The sequence below is a fragment of the Pseudoxanthomonas wuyuanensis genome (genome assembly GCF_900215535.1).
Lineage (GTDB): Bacteria > Pseudomonadota > Gammaproteobacteria > Xanthomonadales > Xanthomonadaceae > Pseudoxanthomonas_A > Pseudoxanthomonas_A wuyuanensis.
On the sequence record NZ_OCND01000002.1, the window covers coordinates 281,714 to 299,692 of the forward strand.

Consider the following 17,979-nt stretch of genomic DNA (forward strand, 5'->3'; position numbering starts at 1 on the left):
GTTATTCCAGGGAAAGGAGGTACTTCCATTGCGCCGCGGTCACCGGCATCACCGACAGCCGGTTGCCGCGCTGGGTCAGCGCGAAGCCTTCGCCCAACGCATCGGCATGTTGCTTGATTTCCTCCAGCGCGATGGTCCGCGCCAGCTTGCGCTCGAATGCCACGTCCACCAGCATCCAGCGCGGTTCCTCCGGCCGGCTCTTGGGATCGTAATAGTCGCTCTTCCGGTCGAACTGGGTCGGGTCCGGATAGGCGGCACTGGCGACCCTGGCGATGCCGACGATGCCAGGCACCGTGCAATTGGAGTGGTAGAACAGGATGCCGTCGCCGACCTGCATGCCGTCGCGCATGAAATTGCGCGCCTGGTAATTGCGTACGCCGTTCCACGGTTCGGTGCCGACCTTGCGCAGGTTGTCGATCGAGAACGTGTCCGGTTCGGATTTCATCAGCCAGTAGCGTTTGCGTGCGGTCATGCGGGAGATCCGGCGGGCGAGCGGGCGAACAGCAGGGTGTCGCGTTCGGTGCAGATGGCGTCCACCGGCACATCCCAGGCCTCGGCCGCCAGCGGCTCGATGCGCTGCGCCGAAAAGCCCACGCCGACCAGCCACGGTGGCGCGGCCTGCGACTGCCGGAACGCGAAGCTGCGATCGTACCAGCCGCCGCCCATGCCCAGCCGTTGGCCGTGCGCGTCGAATCCCACCAGCGGCATGGCCACCAGCGCCATCGCGGCCGCATCCAGCGCCGACGAAGAGGCGACATCGGGTTCGGGAATGCCGTAGCGGTTGGTCACCAGCGCATCGCCCGGACGCCACGGCGCAAAGCGCAGGCACCTGTCCTCGTGCAGCACCGGCAGGCAGTAGATCACCGGCTTCGGCAGCCTTACCTGCCAGCTGTGCAGTCCGATTTCGCCCTGCATCGACCAGTAGCCGGCCACATAACCGGACTGGGGCGCGAATGGCAGGGCAAGCAGGCGGTCGGCCAGCGCGTCGGCGGCGGCGATGCGCTCGGCGGCGGGAATCGAACGGCGGCGTTGGCGCAGATCGCGGCGCAGCGCGTTCCGGTCAGTGGTCATTGGGGTGGCGCGCAGGACGGATTCATGCGCGGCATTCTACGGTCTTCGGGATGGCGGCTGGGAGTTTGGTCTGGCCACGGCTGCCGCTGCGATGCGGCTTGCGGGAATTTGCAGGGAAATGGCCGCTGCGGCGGCACGGACGAATTTGCCGGATGCTTCTCGTTGGCGTGAGGCGCCATCGCGACTCACGCCGCTGTCACCGCCATGGATCTGAGGTGCGCCGGAATTCTTCCTGTGCTGCCATGCCGCCGGACGCGCCGCCACGGCAAGCAGGGAAAAGAACCGGCAAAAGCGCGATCAAACGCAATGCGCGGAACAGAGCTCCGGTCGCGACTCAAGTCGCTCCCACGGTTCTCGCAGCAGATAAAAAAATACGTCCTCCGCCATGCCGATGCTCGCGAAACGACCTTGAACCCGGGGTTCAAGTGGGAAGGCTTGGGGGCCATCGGGCTTTCCGCTGCTAGGCAGACATGCACTCCCGGCTTCCGTTGCCTCCCCGTGGTCGCAATTAAGGGACAAGGCGAATGTTTGCGCGCGCTGTCGTTCACAGCAGAGGACGCGAAAACAGTATAGCGGCATCGCCGGAATTGCATAGCCCGTTCGTCGGCGGGGATTCAGTTGGCGCTGGCCATGCCGCAACGAGAAGGCCATTTTTTACGGGCTTTTTGCGCCTTGCGGCCGGATCAGCGCGGCGTGTCGAGCAGGGCGTCGAGCTTGTGGTGAAGATCGCCCAGCGTGCGCGTCAGCTCCCTGTCGCGGGCATGCTGTTCATCACGCAGTTGCTGCAGTTCGTGCGCCAGGTTCAACGCGGCCAGCACCGCGACCCGGTCGACCGCGGCCATGCGGTTGCTGCCCCGCACCTCGCGCATCTTGCTGTCCAGCAGCTTGGCTGCCGCCATCAGGCTGCTACGTTCGCTGGCTTCCACGCCTACAGTGTATTCGCGGTCCAGGATATGCACGCTGACCGGCTCGTTGACGCTCACGTATGCTGCTCCAGTGATTTCAACCGCGTGATCATCGCTTCCACCCGCGAACGTGCCTGTTCATTCTTGGCCAGCAGCTGTGAACGCTCGCCGACCAGTTGTTCCTGCTGATGGCGCAGGCTGCGGTTCTCGTCGGTCAACCGCTGGCAGCGATCGGCCAGTTCCTGGATACGCGCGGCCAGGCTGCGCAGCTGTTCGATGGCGTCGGCGTTGTTCATGGCGGCCACGATAGGCATGCAGCCGGCAGGCGGTCAAGCGATGGCGCCGGTCTACCGCTCAGGAGGCCGCCCGGACGCCCGAGCCGGGGTAGTATTCGCGGATGAAACGCAGGCACTGCTCGGGCGTCAGCGCCTGCGAGACCCAGTGGCCCTGGACCTCGTCGCAGCCGTGGTTGCGCAGGAATTCGTACTGGTCGTAGGTTTCCACGCCCTCAGCCACCACTCTCAGCGCCAGCGACTGGCCCATCGTGATGATGGTGCTGGTGATGGCTTCGTCGTCGCTGTCGTGGGTCAGGTCGCTGATGAATTCCTGGTCGATCTTCAGCGTGGTCAGCGGCAGCCGCTTCAGGTAGGCCAGCGAGGAATAGCCGGTGCCGAAGTCGTCGATGGCCAGCGAAATGCCCAGCCGGCGGCAGGCGCGCAGGGTGTCGGCGTTCTGTTCGGGGTCGGCCATGATCACGCTTTCGGTCAGTTCCAGTTCCAGCCGGGCGGGGGCGATGCCGGTCTCGGCCAGCGTACGCGCGACCAGTTCGGGCAGGTCGCCGCGCTGCAGCTGATTGGCCGACACGTTGACCGATACGGTCAGCTGTTCCAGGCCGCTGGCGTGCCATTGCTTGAGGGTCAGGCAGGCCTCGCGCAGCGCCCAGGCGCCGATTTCCAGGATCAGCCCGGTTTCTTCGGCCAACGGGATGAACTGGCCCGGCGAAACCTCGCCGAACTCCGGGCTTTGCCAGCGTAGCAGCGCCTCCACCCCGGTGATGCGGTTCTGCGCCAGCGCCAGCCGCGGCTGGTAGGCCAGCGACAGCTCGTTGCGGTCCAGCGCCCGCCGCAGCGCGCTGGCCAGGATGGCGCGGTGGCGGTTCTTTTCGTCCATCGTTTCCGAATACACCTTGTAGGTGTGGCGGCCCATCGCCTTGGCCTGGTACATGGCGGTGTCGGCGTGCTTGAGCAGTTCGGTCGGCACCTGCGCGTGCTGCGGGTACAGGCTGATGCCGATCGACGGCGACACCGACATCTCCAGCCGTTCGCCGAAGTTGAGCGGCGACTTGAACGCCTCGATGATGCGCTGGGCCACCTCCTCGGCGTCGCCGACCGAATCCAGGTCCTCCAGCACCACGGTGAACTCGTCGCCGCTCAACCGCGCCACCGTGTGCTCGGCGCCGACGGTCTGCTGTACGCGCGCGGCCGCTGCGCGCAGGATGCGGTCGCCGGTGGCGTGGCCCAGCGAATCGTTGATGTCCTTGAAGCGATCCAGATCGATGAACAGCACGGCGACATGGCCGTGTTCGCGCCGCGCCCGCACGATGGCCCGCGACAGCCGCTCCGACAGCAGCGACCGGTTGGGCAGGCTGGTCAGAGTGTCGTAGTTGGCCAGGTAGCGCAGTTCCTGCTCGGCGCGTTTCTGTTCGGTGATGTCGGTCAGCACCTGCACATACAGCTGGCGCTCGCCGCACGCGTCCGGAACCACGTTGGTCTCGATGCGGCAAAGGATTTCCTCGCCGTCCTTGCGTACCTTCCAGACCTCGCCGGACCAGTGCCCGGTGTGCTGGAGTTCGGCTTCCATGCGGTCGAAGAACGCCTCGTCGTGCTGGCCGCTGTCCAGCATGTTGGCCGGTTGGCCGACGATCTCGTCGCCGCTGTAGCCGGTGATGCGGGTGAAGGCGGGATTGATGGTGACGTACTGTTGCGCCCAGTCCAGCACCGCGACCGCTTCGTTCATGCTGCGCATGACCTCATCGGCAATCCGGTGTTCGTACTCGGCATTGCGGCTGGTGGTGATGTCGCGGGCGGTGCCGGCGATACGGATCGGGCGGCTGTCGGCGTCGCGTTCGACCACGCGCCCGCGCGCGCGTATCCAGGCCCAGCGGCCGTTGTTGTGCAGGTCCATCCGGTGCTCGGACATGAACAGCGGCGTGCGCCCCTGCAGGTGCACGCGCAGGCGCTCCATCACCAGCGGCAGATCTTCCGGGTGGATCGGCGGCACTTCGCCATGGCGGGTCGACACGGTGATGTCCGCCGCCTGCGCCGACACTTCCTCGGTACGCATCCGGTACAGCTTGCGCTGGATCAGATCGTAATCCCAGAATTGTTCGCCCGAAGCCCACAGCGCCAGCTTCAGCCGCTCGTCGCGCACGCGCAACGCTTCGCTGCGCAGCGTTTCGACAGGTTGCCGGCGCGTCTTCAGCCAGGGCTGCCAGTGGCGGCGGGTGGCGATGGCGATCACCGCCAACAGCGCCGCGCCGGCCAACAGGATGAGCGGCAGCCGCGGCCACAAGGGCGAAGCCGGAAAGGCCGTTGCGGAAACTGCAGCGACGAGGGCAATGGGCATGGAGAGGACGATTGGCCGCGTATATAGCCAAGGATTGTCGAGTTTAGGCATGGCCGCAACCGCACAACAAGCCGTGTCCGGGGTTTTCGTTGCTACACTTCGCATCTTGTCCGTATTCCGGCGCGGATCGCGTTGAGCCATGGCTGAGCTTCCTTCTTTTGATGACGTTGCCCAGGCTTCCCGGCAGGGGGCGCTGGGTACCGACCCGTCCGAACTGCATGGCGCGCTGGCCGGCTGGCTGGCCGGCGGCGGCAGCGACGCGCAGGACTGGACCGCCAGCGTGCTGGCCGATCCGCAACTGCCGGCACCGCAAAGCGGCGATGCGCTGGACCAGTTGCGGGCCGCCACGGTGGCGCAACTGGAAGATCGCAGCTTCGGTTTCGAGCTTTTGCTGCCGGGGGCCGACGCCTCGTTGAACGAGCGTGCCGAGGCGGTGTTCGCCTGGTGCCGCGGTTTTCTGGGCGGGTTCGGGCTTGCCGCCGGCGCCAAACCGCCGCTGTCCGACGAAGGCGCCGAAGCGCTGCAGGACATGGCCCGCCTGGCCCAGGCGGCGCCGGACAGCAGCGACGATGAAGACGATGAAGATGCCCTGGCCGAAATCGAGGAATTCGTCCGCGTCGCCGCGCTGTTGCTGCATGGCGACTGCGTGATGGGGCCGCGCCACCGGCAGAGCTTGAACTAGGGCCTGTTAACGCTGTTGGGATAGGTCACGCCGCCACTGAGTGCGTGCGGGACAAGGAAGAATGAGGAAAGTGTATGTCGATAGTCGATACATGCCCGAGTGATGACGCCGTACCGCACGCACTCAGTGGCGGCCCCATGGGTTGCTTTCCAGCGGTCGCCAGGCGGCTGCGCGCGGCTGGAACAGGCGGCCAGCCTGCCGCTGCACCCCGCACAACCACCTGGCAGCCGCTGGAAAGCAACGTGACTTATCCCAATAGCGTTAACAGGCCCTAACCAGGTCGATTGCATGAAGGCGCTGACCGGCATTTCCGCAACCGAGTTCGCCCGCCGCCGCAAACAGCTGATGCGGTTGGCCGGCAATGACGCGATTCTGGTGCTGCCCGCTGCACCGGAGCGGGTGCGCAGCCTGGATACCCACTACCCCTACCGGCAGGATTCGGACTTCTGGTACCTGTGCGGATTTCCCGAACCCGAAGCGGTGCTGGTGCTGGTCCCCGGCCGCAGGCATGGCGAGGCGATCCTGTTCTGCCGCGAACGCGATCCCGAACGCGAAGGCTGGGATGGACCGCGTGCCGGGCAGGAGGGAGCGGTCGAGGATTTCGGCATGGACGATGCCTATCCCATCGAGGATCTGGACGAAATCCTGCCGGGACTGCTGGAAGGGCGTTCGCGCGTCTACTACCACTTCGGCCGCGATGCCGACTTCGATCTCAAGCTGATCGGCTGGGTGCGGCACGTCCGCGAGCAGGTCAGGCAGGGTGCGCAACCGCCGCACGAATTCCTGGAACTGGGCCATCTGCTGCACGAACTGCGCCTGTTCAAATCCAGGGACGAAATCAGGCTGATGCAACAGGCCGCCGATATCAGCGTGCAGGCGCACCGCGCGGCGATGCGCGCGGCCCGGCCGGGAATTCACGAATACGAACTGCAGGCGGACGTGGAGCGCGTTTTCCGCGCCAGCGATGCCTGGCCCGCCTACGGCAGCATCGTCGGCGCCGGCGGCAACGCCTGCGTGCTGCACTACCGCGCCAACAATGCGCAGGCGCGCGACGGCGATCTGGTGCTGATCGATGCCGGCGCCGAGTTCCGCGGCTATGCCGCCGACATCACCCGCACGTTTCCGGTCAACGGCCGTTTCAGCAAGGCGCAACGCGCGCTGCACGATCTGGTCGGCGCCGCGCAGGCGGCCGCGCTGGCGCAGGCAATGCCCGGCAAGCCGTACGAGGCCGGGCACGATGCCGCGGTCCACACCCTGACCGAGGGCCTGCTGCGCCTGGGCCTGTTGAAAGGCAAGCTGGAAAGAAACATCGCCGATGGCAGTTACCGGCGTTTCTACCGGCACAAGACCGGCCACTGGTTGGGACTGGACGTGCACGATGTCGGCGACTACCGCATCGACGGTCAGTCGCGGTTGCTGGAACCGGGCATGGTGTTCACCATCGAGCCCGGCCTTTACGTCTCCGCCGACGATACCGGCGTGGCCGAACAGTGGCGCGGCATCGGCATCCGCACCGAGGACGACGTGCTGATCACCGAGGCCGGCCACCGCGTGCTGACCGATGCGCTGGCGCGCAGCGCCGATGAAATCGAAGCCGAGATGGCGGCCGCCCACGCATAGAGCGTGTTATGGCCTTTGGGGTGAGTGCGAAGGCTGCTGTCGCGGTGCCAGGCAAGGCGCACGCCGCCGGTCAGGCTGGTGGCCTGGCCAAGGCGTGCAACGCGGCATGGCGCCGCGACAGCGGCCTTCCCGAAGGGTTGCGCGCCAGCGCCGCCGCAGCCGCGTTGCCCGGCTTGCCTTGGGCACCACCCAAGGACCGCGCCGGACGCCTTGCTGCAACGGCGCTGGCGCGCAACGCATCTCATCCCAAAGGTCATAACACGCTCTAACGGCGGTCCGGTTGGCTGTAGGAGCGGCCTTCCGGCCGCGAACTCTTCATCGGATTGGCGCATCATCTGCGGGAAAGCGCTCGTGGCGGGGACGCCGCTCCCGCATCGTTGCCACGGGTTCCATTACATGCCCGCCGCAAGCCCATGGCGCACCCGCCGCCAACAGGCGTTCTCCGCTATAGTCGGCCCGTTTGCGGCCGCCGCCTGCGCCGCTCCCTTCCCCGACAACACCACTGGCCCTGTCACATGCTCGAATCGCTCGCCAATCCGGAAATCTGGATCGCTCTGGCCACCCTGACCGCACTGGAACTGGTGCTGGGCATCGACAACATCATCTTCATCTCCATCCTGGCGGGCAAACTGCCGCATCAGCAGCGCGACAAGGCGCGCCGGCTGGGCATCCTGCTGGCGGCGGTCACCCGCATCGCGCTGCTGTTTTCCATCGCCTGGATCATCGGCCTGACCAACCCCTTGTTCGCAGTGTTCGGCCACGATTTTTCCTGGCGGGATCTGATCCTGATTGGCGGCGGTCTGTTTTTGATCGGCAAGGCCACCCACGAAATCCACCAGAAGCTGGAAGGCGCCTCGGAAGAAGTGAAGGCCACGGCTGCGGCGACCTTCGGCGGCGTCATCGTGCAGATCATGCTGCTGGACATCGTGTTCTCGCTGGATTCCATCATCACCGCGGTCGGCATGGTCAAGGAAATCTGGGTGATGGTGGCGGCGGTGCTGATCTCGGTTGGCTTCATGATCGTGTTCGCACGCCCCATCGGTGGATTCGTCGACCGCCATCCCACCGTCAAGGTGCTGGCGCTGAGCTTCCTGATCATGATCGGGCTGGTGTTGATGGCGGATGGATTCGGCCAGCATATTCCCAAGGGCTACATCTACGCGGCGATGGCGTTCTCGGTGTTCGTGGAACTCATCAACCTGTGGATCCGCAAGCGCAGCACCGACGCCGCGCGCGCGCCGGTGAAACTGCACGAACGCTACGTGGAACCCGGCACCGGCGAGTGATTGCAGGAGCGGCCAGTCGAAAGGCGGCGTCCTGCAGGGCGGCGCAGGCCGCTACCGGTTGCGGCGGCAATGCCGCAGCCGGAAGCGCTCCTGCGCAATCCGCGCTCCGCTTTCCCGGGACGGATCGATGGCGCCTGGCTCCGGTTACAGCGAAGCGAGCCTCCGGATGCAGCAGCGCTTTTCCTCGGACAGGCCTTGAAGCTGTTCCTCGCTGATGCGGCCCTCGCGAAGCAACGTGGCAAAGACACCGATAAGCCGCGAATAGCGGTAATCGTACTTCCGGTCTATTTCACGGGCACTTTGGGCAAGGAATTGCTCAAGCGGCCACATCTCACGCGCCGTCGTGATAGCCGAGGCCTTGGCCTTGAAGTCCGCGACGATCTCGGCAAGCTCCGCCTGCAGCGCTGCATCGAACACCCGGCGCGACAGCTTCTTCTCGGAATCGGACCACTTGAAATCGTACACAGTGCGCTCCCACTGAATTGATGCCTGTACCAGGCCGACCGGTGCTCGGGCCGTTGCCGGGTAGGGGTCCTATCAATACCCCATGACCTGCGGAACACTAAGGCGGGTGGATCGTCAGACTCCCTGGTTGCGGGCCCATACGATCAGCGTATATACCAGCGCCCCGACGAAGAGTGAACCAAAGATGGCCTTGTTGTACCTGGCCAGCCATACCGGCAGGAAAATATCGAAATTGTCCGCCCGATCCTGGGTATAGCGAGCGGCAACGGCCGTGAGCGGACAACGGCCGCGGTTGAACGCAATCACCATGACCTCAACCAAGACGATGGCGATAAGCACGCCCGCCATGCGCAGGCGGGTGAAGTAAACCGCAAACGGAATGGCAAGGATGCAGCCGGCGAAGAAGGCCCAAACCAAGGTATGGAAGGCCTTGATCGCGGCCAGCTTGCGTGAAGGACTCATCGGTTTGTCAAGCGTCATGGGCCACTCGAAAGCGCAGACGCGGTCCGCCCACGCATGCTGTCGATGGTGATGGTCATATGGAGCCGTCTGCGGCCATGTCTGGTGCAATGGGAGCGAACCTGCAGACCGGATGGCCGTCAACGACCACCTCCCCGCAGAACATGGCATACGGGCGGACCCAGAGGCCGCCGTCTCCATGGAGCGCTTTATAGACGACAACCGGTTCGAGCGTTTCGCTGTGCCGGGCTACGGCCACAACCTCATAGTCGTTGCCTTTGTAGTGTCGATAGCGGCCGGGGGTCAGATCGGGAACGGGAGCAGGTTTGGGCATCGGGAGCTCTGTACGGTCAACTACCAAGCGCCTTGACCATGAAGGCGGACGAGGACGGGCAGAGATTCGAAAACTGGCGTGTCGCGGCAATGGCGGCGGGCGCCGTTTCGCGCGCCGCGGAGCGATAGCCAAGGTTGCCGAAAAAACCGGAGGCCGTGGTGGTGAGCAGGTAGAGGGAATGCACGCCTTGCTGCGCGGCATGCCGCTCGGCATGCGCGACCAGGGCATTGCCAAGGCCGTTGCCGCGCGCGGCTTTCGATACCGCCAATGACCTCAGCAGCGCGACGTCGCCATACAGCTCCAACCCCACGATGCCGGAGAACTGCGCGCCGCTGATGCAGCCAAACAGCACGATCCTGGAATTGCCCTGCAGGTCGGAGACGGGCAGATCATTTTCCGCAAGCAATGCTTCGGCGCTGGCATCGAGTTGTATCGGCTGGATGAGATGTTTCATTGGAACCTGCTGTGGCCAAGGCCGGCCGGGAAACGGCGCCGACTCTGATTGGGGGTGCGATCAGCTGCGGTCGACAATCCTGGTGATCTTCCCGTTGCCAAAGGAAAACTCCGAACTGCCCTGAAGTTCAAGGATGGTACCGGCCGACGGGCCATTGGGAATGTCCGAAGCGAGTCGGCCAGCGCGGAACCGGCGCGCCGGCAGACAATCCGGCGCGGCGTCTCAGGCTGCCTCGGCAAACGCGAGCCTGGTCAGGTTGTCGGCTTCGCCTTCGGTGCACAGCACGTCGTCTTCGATGCGGATGCCGCCGTAGGGGCGGAAGGCGTCCACCCGCGCCCAGTCCACGCTGCCGGCGTGGCCGTTCTTTTTCACTTCGTCCAGCAGCATGTCGATGAAGTAGATGCCGGGCTCGATGGTGACCACCATGCCGGGCTCCAGCATGCGGGTCATGCGCAGGTAGGGATGGCCGTCCGGGCGCGGGATCCTGCCGCCGCGATCGTTTTCGGCAAAGCCGGCCACGTCGTGCACCTGCAGGCCGATGGGATGACCCAGGCCGTGCGGGAAGAAGGCGGCGCTGACGCCGGTGGCCAGCGCGGCTTCCGGCGATACGGTGATGACGCCGAAATCCTTCAGGATGCCCATCAGGCTCAGGTGGGCATCGATGTGCAACTGCCTGTAGTCGACGCCGGCGCGCACCTGGGCAGTCATGGCGATCTGGGCGGCATCGACCGCGTCGATCATGGCCTGGAACTCGCCGGAGGCATGCTGCGCATAGCTGCGGGTGATGTCGCTGGCGTAGCCATGGAAGCTGGCCCCGGCATCGATCAGGAAGCTGCGCACCGGGGTGGGCGCCGTGCGGTGAAATTCGTGGTAGTGCAGCACGGCACCATGCTCGTTCAACGCCACGATGTTGTTGTAGGGCAGTTCGCCCAGGTCCTGACCGACCGTGGCGCAATACGCCATGTGGATGGCGAACTCGCTCTTGCCTTCGCGGAACGCCGCCTCCGCCGCACGATGGCCGCGCACCGCCAGCCGCTGCGCCTGGCGCATCATCGCGATTTCGTACGCGGTCTTGTACGAGCGCTGGTATTCCAGGTAGTTGATCGTGGGCTCGGGATTGTTGGGGACGTATTCTCCCAGCGCGCTTTGCGGTTCGCCCAGGATGGCGCAGCGGGTCGAAGGTTTGGGCAGCCACGCCAGCGCTTCATCCGGCTTGCGGATGATGTGGATGTCGAAGTGCTCCACCCACCAGCCGCTGGGCGCGTCCGGCACCACATGCCAGTAATCGAAAGGTTGGTGGAAAATGACTTTGGGCCGCTGGCCGGGGCTGTATACCAGCCAGTTGTGCGGCACCCGGGTCAACGGCAGCCAGGCCTTGAACTGCGGGTTGACCGCATACGGATAGTCGCGGTCGTCGAACACCTGGTAGTGCTGGGTGCCGCTGGGGACGACCAGGTGATCGAAGCCGCCACGCGCCAGCGCTTCGTCCGCGCGTGCCTTCATGGTGGCCAGATGCCCGGCATACAGGGAGGCGACGTCGACGCCGGGGGGAATGCTTGCGTTCATGGCGGTGGCTCGTGCGGATGAACGCCAATTTTGCCGCAATCCGTGTGCCGGCGCAGTGCGCAAGATGGCAGCTAGGCCGGCGCGTCGGTGGTGGGGCGCGGAAGACCGCCTGGCGCTCGCGTTCCCGGGTCTCGCGCAATGCCTGCCGCGCAGGCAGCGGCGCTCAGCGCGTACTGGCGCCCGGTGCGTTGACCCATTCGCGCAACGCCGCCAGCGGCGCCGGGTCGATGGTCAGGAAGCGCAGTCCCGCGAACGACTGCCCGGGGGTATTGGCCTGCGCCGACCACAGCACATGCGCGCCGACTTCGATGGGAATCTCGCGGCCGCGGCTGTCGTGGATGTGGAAGCGCAGTTGGTACAGGCCGTCATCGACGACAGGACTGCTGGCGACCAGCAGCATTCCCGATTCGGAAACGTTGCCGAGCCGGCCGATGATCTGTTCGGTCATCGTGTCCAGCACCGCCACCGGTTCGGGAACGCTGCGGCGGCGCGCGCGGCGGAATTCCTTCATGCTGCGCCTCCCGTGGGTGCCGCCCCGTTGCTGGCGGTGCCGGTCAGGCTGCGCAGCGCCTTCAGCGTCGCATTCCAGGCGCGGTCGATCAGCCGCCCCTTGTCTTCGGTGACCACCTGCGCCTGCCCCTGCGCCATCATGTGGGCCACGTAGTCCAGCGAGTGTTCGCCGACGCGCTGGCCCCGCTGGTTGACGAACAGCGCATTGCCGGTGATCGGGCTGAACCAGGACAGGCGCTGCCGCTGCATGTCGCCCTGCTGGTTGCGGGCGAACTCGAACCAGGTTCCGAACGGCAGCGTGCGCAGGTAGTCGTAGCATTCCTGTTCGCGCTCGGTGCGCGGGTGCGGCGGTTTTTTCCTGGCCGCCGATTGTTCGCCCACCCGCGCGCGCGCCTTCAGCCGCGCGGTCAATTCGGTGCGCGAGGTGGTTTCGTCGTCGCCCTCGGCGCTGGAGAGGCGGCGCGCGATGGCGGCGGCTTCGTCGTCGTGGTAGCCAACCTGGGTAAGCGACTTCTCGATGCGGGTGGACAGTTCCGGATCCGGGTTTGCCTGCCCGGCCGAGGTAGTGGCAGCGGCGATCTGCAGGGTGGTCTGCAACTGCTGGTGCCACTCGTCGGACTGGTCGCCATTACGCAGCAGGGTCAAGGTCAGCACATCGGCCCAGGCCTGGTTGAGCAACGCCTGCACGAACTTCTGCGGCTTCTGCTCGTGGTCGCGCAGCGCGGTCTGGATGGTTTCGGCGGCGCGCTGCTTGGCGACTTCCAGGCGGTCCTTGCCGCGTGCGGCCTCGACGTGGCGGCGCTCGGCCAGCTCGGCCTTGCGGGCCGCTACGCGCAGGTGCTGCTGCACGCTCTGGTTGGCCTGATCGAATACCCCATCATCGCCGTCGTAGCGGGCAACGACATCATTGATCACTTCGTGCAGCTTGTGCGCCAACTGCGGATCGACTTCGTCCGGGTCCAGCCAGGTGGCGCCGGATTCGGCTACCGCATTGAGCAGCTCGCGCGCCGGATGCTGGGCGCGCAGGAAGAATTCGCGGTCGCGCAGCGCCGCCTGCACCACCGGCACCTGCAGTTGCACCAGCAGGTCCGCGGCCGGCGCATCCTGTTGCACTTCGCGCTCGATCTGGTCGTACAGCAGGCCCAGCAGCTCAAAGGTGTCGGCGTCGGCGCTGGCCAGCGCGGCCTGCGGGCCGTGTTCGCTGCGCACCTGCTGCAGCAGCGATTGCTGCAGATCCTGCACGCGCCGCCGCGGCTGTCCCGGCTCCTGCGCCTGCGGCGTTTGCTGCAGCGATTTCAATGCGTCCAGTACCGCCGGCGTCGACAGCAGTTTGCGTACCGGCGGCGCGGTACCGGTTGCGTCGGCAGCGGTGGAATCGGACGGCCGCACGCCGCCCAGTGTCGAGGCTCCAGGTTCCCGGGCAACGGCGCTGGCGGCGGGACTGCCCGCCGGCACCGCAGCGCCCGGATGGGTGTCGCCGCCGGCACCGCTGCCGCCGGCGGCATCGCGGTACATCGACAGCAACTGCTGCAGCGAGGCGAAAGAAGCCACCTCTTCATTGCCGCCCGGGCCGGGGACCGAAGCGCCGGCGTGCGGCTCTGGCGGTGCCTGGCCGCTGCCGGCACCGGCAGGCATTGCGGCCGATTCGGCCTGCAGCGCCTGCGGCGTCAGTTGATGCCACGACGGCACGGCCTGGCCCTGCCAGCCGGTCAACGGGCGCGGCCCGCCCGCATTGCCGGGGTGGCGTGCCGGCGCGGCGGCGCTGTCCTGCGCCCGGACCCGCCGGGGCATGAAGATCAGCCCCGGCAGTACGCCGGCCTGCGACAGGTACTGGTTCAGCGTTTCGGCCCACTCGTTGTAGTTCAACATCACCTTGTGGTCGAACGTCCGGAACAGCAGCAACTGCGATTCCAGATCCAGTTCCAGCGTTTCGGCCGCATGCAGGAAGAAGCGGCACAGCGCCTGCGGACCCACCGGCAGCCGCTCGGCGTCGAAGGCGGGGGTTCCTGCCAGGACGCCGAAGCGCTGGCCCAGCAGCAGCACCGCGGTAGCGGCACGGGCCTCGTGGCGGCGGCCGATGTCGTGCAGCACGATTTCCCGGTCCATCACCGCATCTTCGACCAGGGTCAGCGTGCGGAACTCCACCGGGGCGTGCGCATCGCTGGGCCTGGCCGGAGGAAGGCGGATGCGCGCAAGTTCGGCTTCCAGGGCGAACATGAAATGCGGCACCAGTTCGCCGCTGTTGCGCTGGAAGGTACGCAGATTGGCCAGTTGCTCGGCCTGGCGATGGTTGCTGCGCGCCAGTTCGGCCTGTTTGAACAACTGCTGTTCGAACGCGGGCAGCATCCCGTTCAGCGCGTTGATGATGTCAGGTGAAATATGGGTGAAGAAGTCCTGCAGGATCTTGCGCACGCGCGGCGGCAGCGATGCGCTGGCGATGGTGGCCGGAGACGCGGATGGCGATGCGGGTCGCGCGGTGGACATCGGTTGCGTGCGAAGCCTTTCCTTGTATGGGCGAGGTTTATCATAGCAAGGCCCGTCTGCACAGCATTTCACCGCGTCAGCGGCGGCGGCCCTGCAGCGGGACTGCCGCCGCGATGCCTGTGCGCTGGCAACATCCCGCACGTCGGCGCAACTGGGGCTTCCGCGTTTGCCTCAGGGTTGCAGGAACAACTCCACCACATCGTTGGTGAAGCGGCGGCCCAGTGCGGTCGGTAGCACCCGTTCGCCGGCCGTTTCCAGCCAGCCGGAGGCGAGGGCGGTCTGCAGGGGCTGTGCGATGGCCGCGCGCGGCAGGCCGGTGGCGGCTTCGAACGCGCTCAGCGAAAATCCTTCGTGCAGGCGCAGCAGGTTCAACATGTACTCGAACGGGCGGCGTTCCGGCGCGACGCGCTCGTCGCCGCCGTGGGATGCCGTGGTGCCGGCCCGGTCCAGGTAGGCGGTGGGATGCTTGACCTTCCAGCGGCGCAGGATCGCCTGTTCGGCGCCCAGCGTGATCTTGCCGTGCGCGCCGGCGCCGATGCCCAGGTAGTCGCCGAAGCGCCAGTAATTGAGATTGTGCGCGCATTGCCGGCCGGGCCGGGCATAGGCGCTGACCTCGTAATGGCCAAAGCCGGCATCGGCCAGCAGCGCCTGGCAATGCTCCTGCATGTCCCAGGCATGGTCGTCGTCGGGAATGCCCTGCGGCGGGCGCGCGAAGAAGATCGTGTTCGGTTCCAGGGTCAGCTGGTAATGCGAGATATGCGCCGGCTGCAGGGCGAAGGCGCGCTCCAGATCGCGTTCGGCCATGGCCAGGGTCTGCCCGGGCAACGCATACATCAGATCCAGGTTGAAATTGTCATAGCCGGCATCCTGCGCCAGTTTGACTGCGCGCTCGGCTTCCTGGCTGTCGTGGATGCGGCCGAGTTTCTTCAGGCTTTGGTCGTCGAAACTCTGGATGCCGAAACTGATGCGGTTGACGCCGGCAGCGCGGTAGCGGTCGAAACGGCCGTGCTCGGCGGTGCCGGGGTTGGTTTCCAGGGTGATTTCGCAACTGGGGGCGAAGCGCAGGCGGCTGCTGGCGGCCTGCAAGAAACGGTCGATGGCTTCCGGCGGAAACAGGCTGGGCGTGCCGCCGCCGAAGAAAACGCTGTGCACGGTACGGCCCCAGACCAGCGGCAGGTCCAGGTCCAGGTCGCGAATCAGCGCGTCTATGTAGTCCTCGAACGGCAGCGCGCCCTTGCCCTGGTGCGAGTTGAAATCGCAGTAGGGGCATTTGCGCACGCACCAGGGCAGGTGGACGTACAGCGACAGTGGCGGGGGCGTCAGCATGGGATGAAGTCAGCCGGCTGCGGTGTAGCGGCCGATGCGGCGCTCTTCCAGCGTCAGCGCGTCGCCGAGCGCATCGAGGGCGGCATAGCGCGGCTTTTCCGCCGCCAGGAACGCGTCGTATGCGGCTTGGCTGTCCCAGCGGTCGATGGTCAGGTAGCGGTCGGGGATCTCACTGCGCAACAATTCGGTGCCGCGGTAGCCGGGGTGTTCGCGGAACAGCACCACCCACTCGCCGCCGGGGCCGTACAGGGCCTCGAACGCGTCGGCCGCTTCCGGCCGCACCGTGTATTCCCAGATCGCCGCGAACATGCCGGCAGTCTACCGCGCGCCGGCCTGCAGCCGTTGCCGCAGCGCAGCCAGCGCCTTGCCGCGGTGGCTCAGCCGGTTCTTCAGGTCCAGCGCCATCTCGGCCGCGGACTGCTTGTGCTGCGGGTCGAAGAACACCGGATCGTAGCCGTGGCCGCCATCGCCGCGGCGCGCGTGCAGGATGCGGCCGTGCCATTGGCCTTCGACGATCAGCGGTTGCGGGTCGTTGGCGTGATGCAGCAGCACCAGCACGCAATAGAAATGCGCGCCGCGCTGCCCGTCGGGCACATCCTTCATCGCGTCCAGCAGCTTGTCGATGTTGCGGCTGGCGTTGCCGTGCTCGCCCGCGTAGCGGGCCGAATACAGCCCAGGCGCGCCGTTCAGCGCATCCACGCAGATGCCCGAGTCGTCGGCCAGCGCCGGCAGGCCGGTCAGCTGGCTGGCGTGGCGCGCCTTGATCAGCGCGTTCTCGACAAAGGTGGTGGCGGTTTCGTCGGCGTCGGCCACGCCCAGGTCGGACTGGGCGATCAGTTCGATGTCGGCGTCGGCCAGCAGGCCGCGCAGTTCTTCCAGCTTGCCGTGGTTGGAGGAGGCCAGTACCAGTTTCATGCCGGTTCCTTGGGTTGCAGAAGATCCCAGCGGTTGCCGTAGCGGTCCTGGAACACCGCGACCGTGGCATAGCTTTCCTCGCGCGGGGTTTCCAGGAACGCGATGCCGTTGGCGCGCATGGCGTGGTAATCGCGCCAGAAATCGTCGGTCTGCAGGAAAAAGCCGACCCGCCCGCCGGTCTGGTCGCCGATGCGGGCGCGCTGGGCCTGGTTGCCGGCCACGGCCAGCAGCAGGCTGGTTTCGCTGCTGCCGCGCGGCGCGACCCGCACCCAGCGCTTGCCGCCGCCCAGGTCGGTGTCTTCCAGCAGCGCAAAGCCCAGCGCGCCGGTGTAGTGGGCAATGGCGGTGTCGTAGTCGTCGACCACCAGGGTGATCAGGCTGAGGGTCTGTTTCATGGCATCAGGGCGGTTGCAGGTTTTTTCTGTAGGAGCGACGTCAGCCGCGATGAAGCTTTACTGAGAAGGCCTATCGCGACTGACGTCGCTCCTACGGGAAAGACATCATCCCGCCAGCGCCTCGCGCTGGGCGGCGAACAACTCATTGATGCCCTTCTCGCCCAGCGCCAGCAGCCCGTTCAGTTCGTCGCGGCGGAAGGCGTGGCCCTCGGCGGTGCCCTGCAGCTCGATGAAACCGCCGCCATCGTTCATCACGATGTTCATGTCGGTGTCGCAGTCGCTGTCCTCGGCATAGTCCAGGTCCAGCACCGGAACGCCGCGGTAGATGCCGGCCGAAACCGCGGCCACCGCGCCGTGGATGGGGTCGCGCCCGCCTTTACCGGGCTTGATGTCGTTGCGGGCCTTCAGCCAGTTCACCGCATCGACCAGCGCCACATAGGCGCCGGTGATGGCGGCGGTGCGGGTGCCGCCATCGGCCTGCAGCACATCGCAATCCAGCGTAATGGTGCGCTCGCCAAGCGCACCGCGGTCCACGCAGGCGCGCAGCGCGCGGCCGATCAGGCGCTGGATCTCCAGCGTGCGGCCGCCCTGCTTGCCGCGTGCGGCCTCGCGGTCGCTGCGGCTGTGGGTGGCGCGCGGCAGCATGCCGTACTCGGCGGTCACCCAGCCTTCGCCCTTGCCGCGCAGGAAGCCCGGCACCTTGTTGTCGACGCTGGCGGTGCACAGCACGCGGGTGCCGCCAAAACTTATCAACACCGAGCCTTCGGCGTGGCGGGTATAACCGCGCTGGATGCTGATCGGGCGCATCTGATCGGCGGCGCGGCCGCTGGGACGGGACAATGACATCGAGTAATCCGGAGCAGGAGTGGGGGCAGGCGGGAA

At 66.3% G+C, this 17,979-nt stretch carries 20 protein-coding genes and 1 other RNA gene; 3 read left to right on the top strand and 18 right to left on the bottom strand.

Features of this window, described 5'->3' with window-relative positions; translation table 11 throughout:
* Nucleotide 1 precedes the first annotated feature (1 nt).
* The 6 genes from CRO39_RS06325 to CRO39_RS06350 form a co-directional block, all read right to left on the bottom strand.
* A complete protein-coding gene (locus CRO39_RS06325) occupies nucleotides 2–472 on the bottom strand; it encodes an EVE domain-containing protein (RefSeq protein WP_097121029.1) in 471 nt (156 codons plus the stop codon).
* Nucleotides 469–1,071, bottom strand: coding sequence for a 5-formyltetrahydrofolate cyclo-ligase (locus tag CRO39_RS06330; protein WP_097121030.1), 603 nt, complete (start codon nucleotides 1,069–1,071; stop codon nucleotides 469–471). The genes CRO39_RS06325 and CRO39_RS06330 overlap by 4 nt, the downstream gene beginning before the upstream one ends.
* Before the next feature lie 373 nt (nucleotides 1,072–1,444).
* A non-coding RNA gene (gene ssrS, locus CRO39_RS06335) (6S RNA) lies at nucleotides 1,445–1,630 on the bottom strand.
* A gap of 124 nt (nucleotides 1,631–1,754) precedes the next feature.
* The gene (locus tag CRO39_RS06340; protein ID WP_097121031.1) at nucleotides 1,755–2,054 is read right to left on the bottom strand and encodes a cell division protein ZapA; all 300 of its coding nucleotides are present in this window, start codon (nucleotides 2,052–2,054) and stop codon (nucleotides 1,755–1,757) included.
* Nucleotides 2,051–2,272, bottom strand: a complete 222-nt coding sequence (locus CRO39_RS06345; protein WP_097121314.1) for a TIGR02449 family protein — start codon at nucleotides 2,270–2,272, stop codon at nucleotides 2,051–2,053. The genes CRO39_RS06340 and CRO39_RS06345 overlap by 4 nt, the downstream gene beginning before the upstream one ends.
* Before the next feature lie 58 nt (nucleotides 2,273–2,330).
* Nucleotides 2,331–4,601 (bottom strand): putative bifunctional diguanylate cyclase/phosphodiesterase, encoded by a 2,271-nt coding sequence (locus CRO39_RS06350; protein ID WP_097121032.1) that lies wholly within the window; start codon nucleotides 4,599–4,601, stop codon nucleotides 2,331–2,333.
* 139 nt (nucleotides 4,602–4,740) lie between these two features.
* Between CRO39_RS06350 and CRO39_RS06355 the strand changes: the two genes are divergently transcribed.
* The 3 genes from CRO39_RS06355 (at nucleotide 4,741) to CRO39_RS06365 (ending at nucleotide 8,189) form a co-directional block, all read left to right on the top strand.
* Nucleotides 4,741–5,283: a UPF0149 family protein gene (locus tag CRO39_RS06355; RefSeq protein ID WP_097121033.1), complete on the top strand. Its 543-nt coding sequence runs from the start codon at nucleotides 4,741–4,743 to the stop codon at nucleotides 5,281–5,283.
* A 288-nt stretch (nucleotides 5,284–5,571) separates the two neighbouring features.
* Nucleotides 5,572–6,903, top strand: coding sequence for an aminopeptidase P N-terminal domain-containing protein (locus CRO39_RS06360; RefSeq protein ID WP_097121034.1), 1,332 nt, complete (start codon nucleotides 5,572–5,574; stop codon nucleotides 6,901–6,903).
* A 515-nt stretch (nucleotides 6,904–7,418) separates the two neighbouring features.
* Complete coding sequence (locus CRO39_RS06365; protein WP_097121035.1) at nucleotides 7,419–8,189, top strand: TerC family protein; 771 nt, start codon at nucleotides 7,419–7,421, stop codon at nucleotides 8,187–8,189.
* 144 nt (nucleotides 8,190–8,333) lie between these two features.
* Here the strand turns inward: CRO39_RS06365 and CRO39_RS06370 are convergent, their stop codons facing one another.
* The 12 genes from CRO39_RS06370 to rph form a co-directional block, all read right to left on the bottom strand.
* On the bottom strand, nucleotides 8,334–8,654 hold the full coding sequence (locus tag CRO39_RS06370) for a hypothetical protein (RefSeq protein ID WP_097121036.1): 321 nt from the start codon (nucleotides 8,652–8,654) through the stop codon (nucleotides 8,334–8,336).
* A 114-nt stretch (nucleotides 8,655–8,768) separates the two neighbouring features.
* Complete coding sequence (locus CRO39_RS06375; protein WP_097121037.1) at nucleotides 8,769–9,134, bottom strand: hypothetical protein; 366 nt, start codon at nucleotides 9,132–9,134, stop codon at nucleotides 8,769–8,771.
* 55 nt (nucleotides 9,135–9,189) lie between these two features.
* Entirely contained in the window at nucleotides 9,190–9,447 is a 258-nt protein-coding gene (locus CRO39_RS06380; protein WP_097121038.1) for a DUF1653 domain-containing protein, read from the bottom strand.
* Between the two features lie 16 nt (nucleotides 9,448–9,463).
* The gene (arsN2, locus tag CRO39_RS06385) at nucleotides 9,464–9,901 is read right to left on the bottom strand and encodes an arsenic resistance N-acetyltransferase ArsN2 (protein WP_097121039.1); all 438 of its coding nucleotides are present in this window, start codon (nucleotides 9,899–9,901) and stop codon (nucleotides 9,464–9,466) included.
* Between the two features lie 222 nt (nucleotides 9,902–10,123).
* Complete coding sequence (gene pepQ / locus CRO39_RS06390) at nucleotides 10,124–11,467, bottom strand: Xaa-Pro dipeptidase (RefSeq protein ID WP_097121040.1); 1,344 nt, start codon at nucleotides 11,465–11,467, stop codon at nucleotides 10,124–10,126.
* 163 nt (nucleotides 11,468–11,630) lie between these two features.
* The gene (locus tag CRO39_RS06395) at nucleotides 11,631–11,978 is read right to left on the bottom strand and encodes a PilZ domain-containing protein (protein ID WP_097121041.1); all 348 of its coding nucleotides are present in this window, start codon (nucleotides 11,976–11,978) and stop codon (nucleotides 11,631–11,633) included.
* Nucleotides 11,975–14,461, bottom strand: a complete 2,487-nt coding sequence (locus CRO39_RS06400) for a DUF1631 domain-containing protein (RefSeq protein ID WP_097121042.1) — start codon at nucleotides 14,459–14,461, stop codon at nucleotides 11,975–11,977. The genes CRO39_RS06395 and CRO39_RS06400 overlap by 4 nt, the downstream gene beginning before the upstream one ends.
* 171 nt (nucleotides 14,462–14,632) lie before the next feature.
* A complete protein-coding gene (gene hemW, locus CRO39_RS06405) occupies nucleotides 14,633–15,787 on the bottom strand; it encodes a radical SAM family heme chaperone HemW (RefSeq protein ID WP_097121043.1) in 1,155 nt (384 codons plus the stop codon).
* 9 nt (nucleotides 15,788–15,796) lie between these two features.
* A complete protein-coding gene (locus CRO39_RS06410) occupies nucleotides 15,797–16,096 on the bottom strand; it encodes an antibiotic biosynthesis monooxygenase family protein (RefSeq protein WP_097121044.1) in 300 nt (99 codons plus the stop codon).
* A gap of 9 nt (nucleotides 16,097–16,105) precedes the next feature.
* Nucleotides 16,106–16,702 carry an RdgB/HAM1 family non-canonical purine NTP pyrophosphatase gene (gene rdgB / locus CRO39_RS06415; RefSeq protein WP_097121045.1) on the bottom strand — a complete coding sequence of 199 codons (597 nt, stop codon included), beginning with the start codon at nucleotides 16,700–16,702 and terminating at the stop codon, nucleotides 16,106–16,108.
* Nucleotides 16,699–17,097 carry a VOC family protein gene (locus CRO39_RS06420; RefSeq protein WP_097121046.1) on the bottom strand — a complete coding sequence of 133 codons (399 nt, stop codon included), beginning with the start codon at nucleotides 17,095–17,097 and terminating at the stop codon, nucleotides 16,699–16,701. The genes rdgB and CRO39_RS06420 overlap by 4 nt, the downstream gene beginning before the upstream one ends.
* A gap of 105 nt (nucleotides 17,098–17,202) precedes the next feature.
* Nucleotides 17,203–17,943: a ribonuclease PH gene (rph, locus tag CRO39_RS06425; protein WP_097121047.1), complete on the bottom strand. Its 741-nt coding sequence runs from the start codon at nucleotides 17,941–17,943 to the stop codon at nucleotides 17,203–17,205.
* Between the last annotated feature and the right edge of the window lie 36 nt (nucleotides 17,944–17,979).

Bases quoted from the DNA above. Each gene is read 5' to 3' on its own strand.
- CRO39_RS06325 (WP_097121029.1), bottom strand. From the start codon at position 472: ATGACCGCACGCAAACGCTACTGGCTGATGAAATCCGAACCGGACACG.
- CRO39_RS06330 (WP_097121030.1), bottom strand. From the start codon at position 1,071: ATGACCACTGACCGGAACGCGCTGCGCCGCGATCTGCGCCAACGCCGC.
- CRO39_RS06345 (WP_097121314.1), bottom strand. From the start codon at position 2,272: ATGAACAACGCCGACGCCATCGAACAGCTGCGCAGCCTGGCCGCGCGT.
- CRO39_RS06350 (WP_097121032.1), bottom strand. From the start codon at position 4,601: ATGCCCATTGCCCTCGTCGCTGCAGTTTCCGCAACGGCCTTTCCGGCT.
- CRO39_RS06355 (WP_097121033.1), top strand. From the start codon at position 4,741: ATGGCTGAGCTTCCTTCTTTTGATGACGTTGCCCAGGCTTCCCGGCAG.
- CRO39_RS06360 (WP_097121034.1), top strand. From the start codon at position 5,572: ATGAAGGCGCTGACCGGCATTTCCGCAACCGAGTTCGCCCGCCGCCGC.
- CRO39_RS06365 (WP_097121035.1), top strand. From the start codon at position 7,419: ATGCTCGAATCGCTCGCCAATCCGGAAATCTGGATCGCTCTGGCCACC.
- CRO39_RS06375 (WP_097121037.1), bottom strand. From the start codon at position 9,134: ATGACGCTTGACAAACCGATGAGTCCTTCACGCAAGCTGGCCGCGATC.
- CRO39_RS06380 (WP_097121038.1), bottom strand. From the start codon at position 9,447: ATGCCCAAACCTGCTCCCGTTCCCGATCTGACCCCCGGCCGCTATCGA.
- arsN2 (WP_097121039.1), bottom strand. From the start codon at position 9,901: ATGAAACATCTCATCCAGCCGATACAACTCGATGCCAGCGCCGAAGCA.
- pepQ (WP_097121040.1), bottom strand. From the start codon at position 11,467: ATGAACGCAAGCATTCCCCCCGGCGTCGACGTCGCCTCCCTGTATGCC.
- CRO39_RS06395 (WP_097121041.1), bottom strand. From the start codon at position 11,978: ATGAAGGAATTCCGCCGCGCGCGCCGCCGCAGCGTTCCCGAACCGGTG.
- CRO39_RS06400 (WP_097121042.1), bottom strand. From the start codon at position 14,461: ATGTCCACCGCGCGACCCGCATCGCCATCCGCGTCTCCGGCCACCATC.
- hemW (WP_097121043.1), bottom strand. From the start codon at position 15,787: ATGCTGACGCCCCCGCCACTGTCGCTGTACGTCCACCTGCCCTGGTGC.
- CRO39_RS06410 (WP_097121044.1), bottom strand. From the start codon at position 16,096: ATGTTCGCGGCGATCTGGGAATACACGGTGCGGCCGGAAGCGGCCGAC.
- rdgB (WP_097121045.1), bottom strand. From the start codon at position 16,702: ATGAAACTGGTACTGGCCTCCTCCAACCACGGCAAGCTGGAAGAACTG.
- CRO39_RS06420 (WP_097121046.1), bottom strand. From the start codon at position 17,097: ATGAAACAGACCCTCAGCCTGATCACCCTGGTGGTCGACGACTACGAC.
- rph (WP_097121047.1), bottom strand. From the start codon at position 17,943: ATGTCATTGTCCCGTCCCAGCGGCCGCGCCGCCGATCAGATGCGCCCG.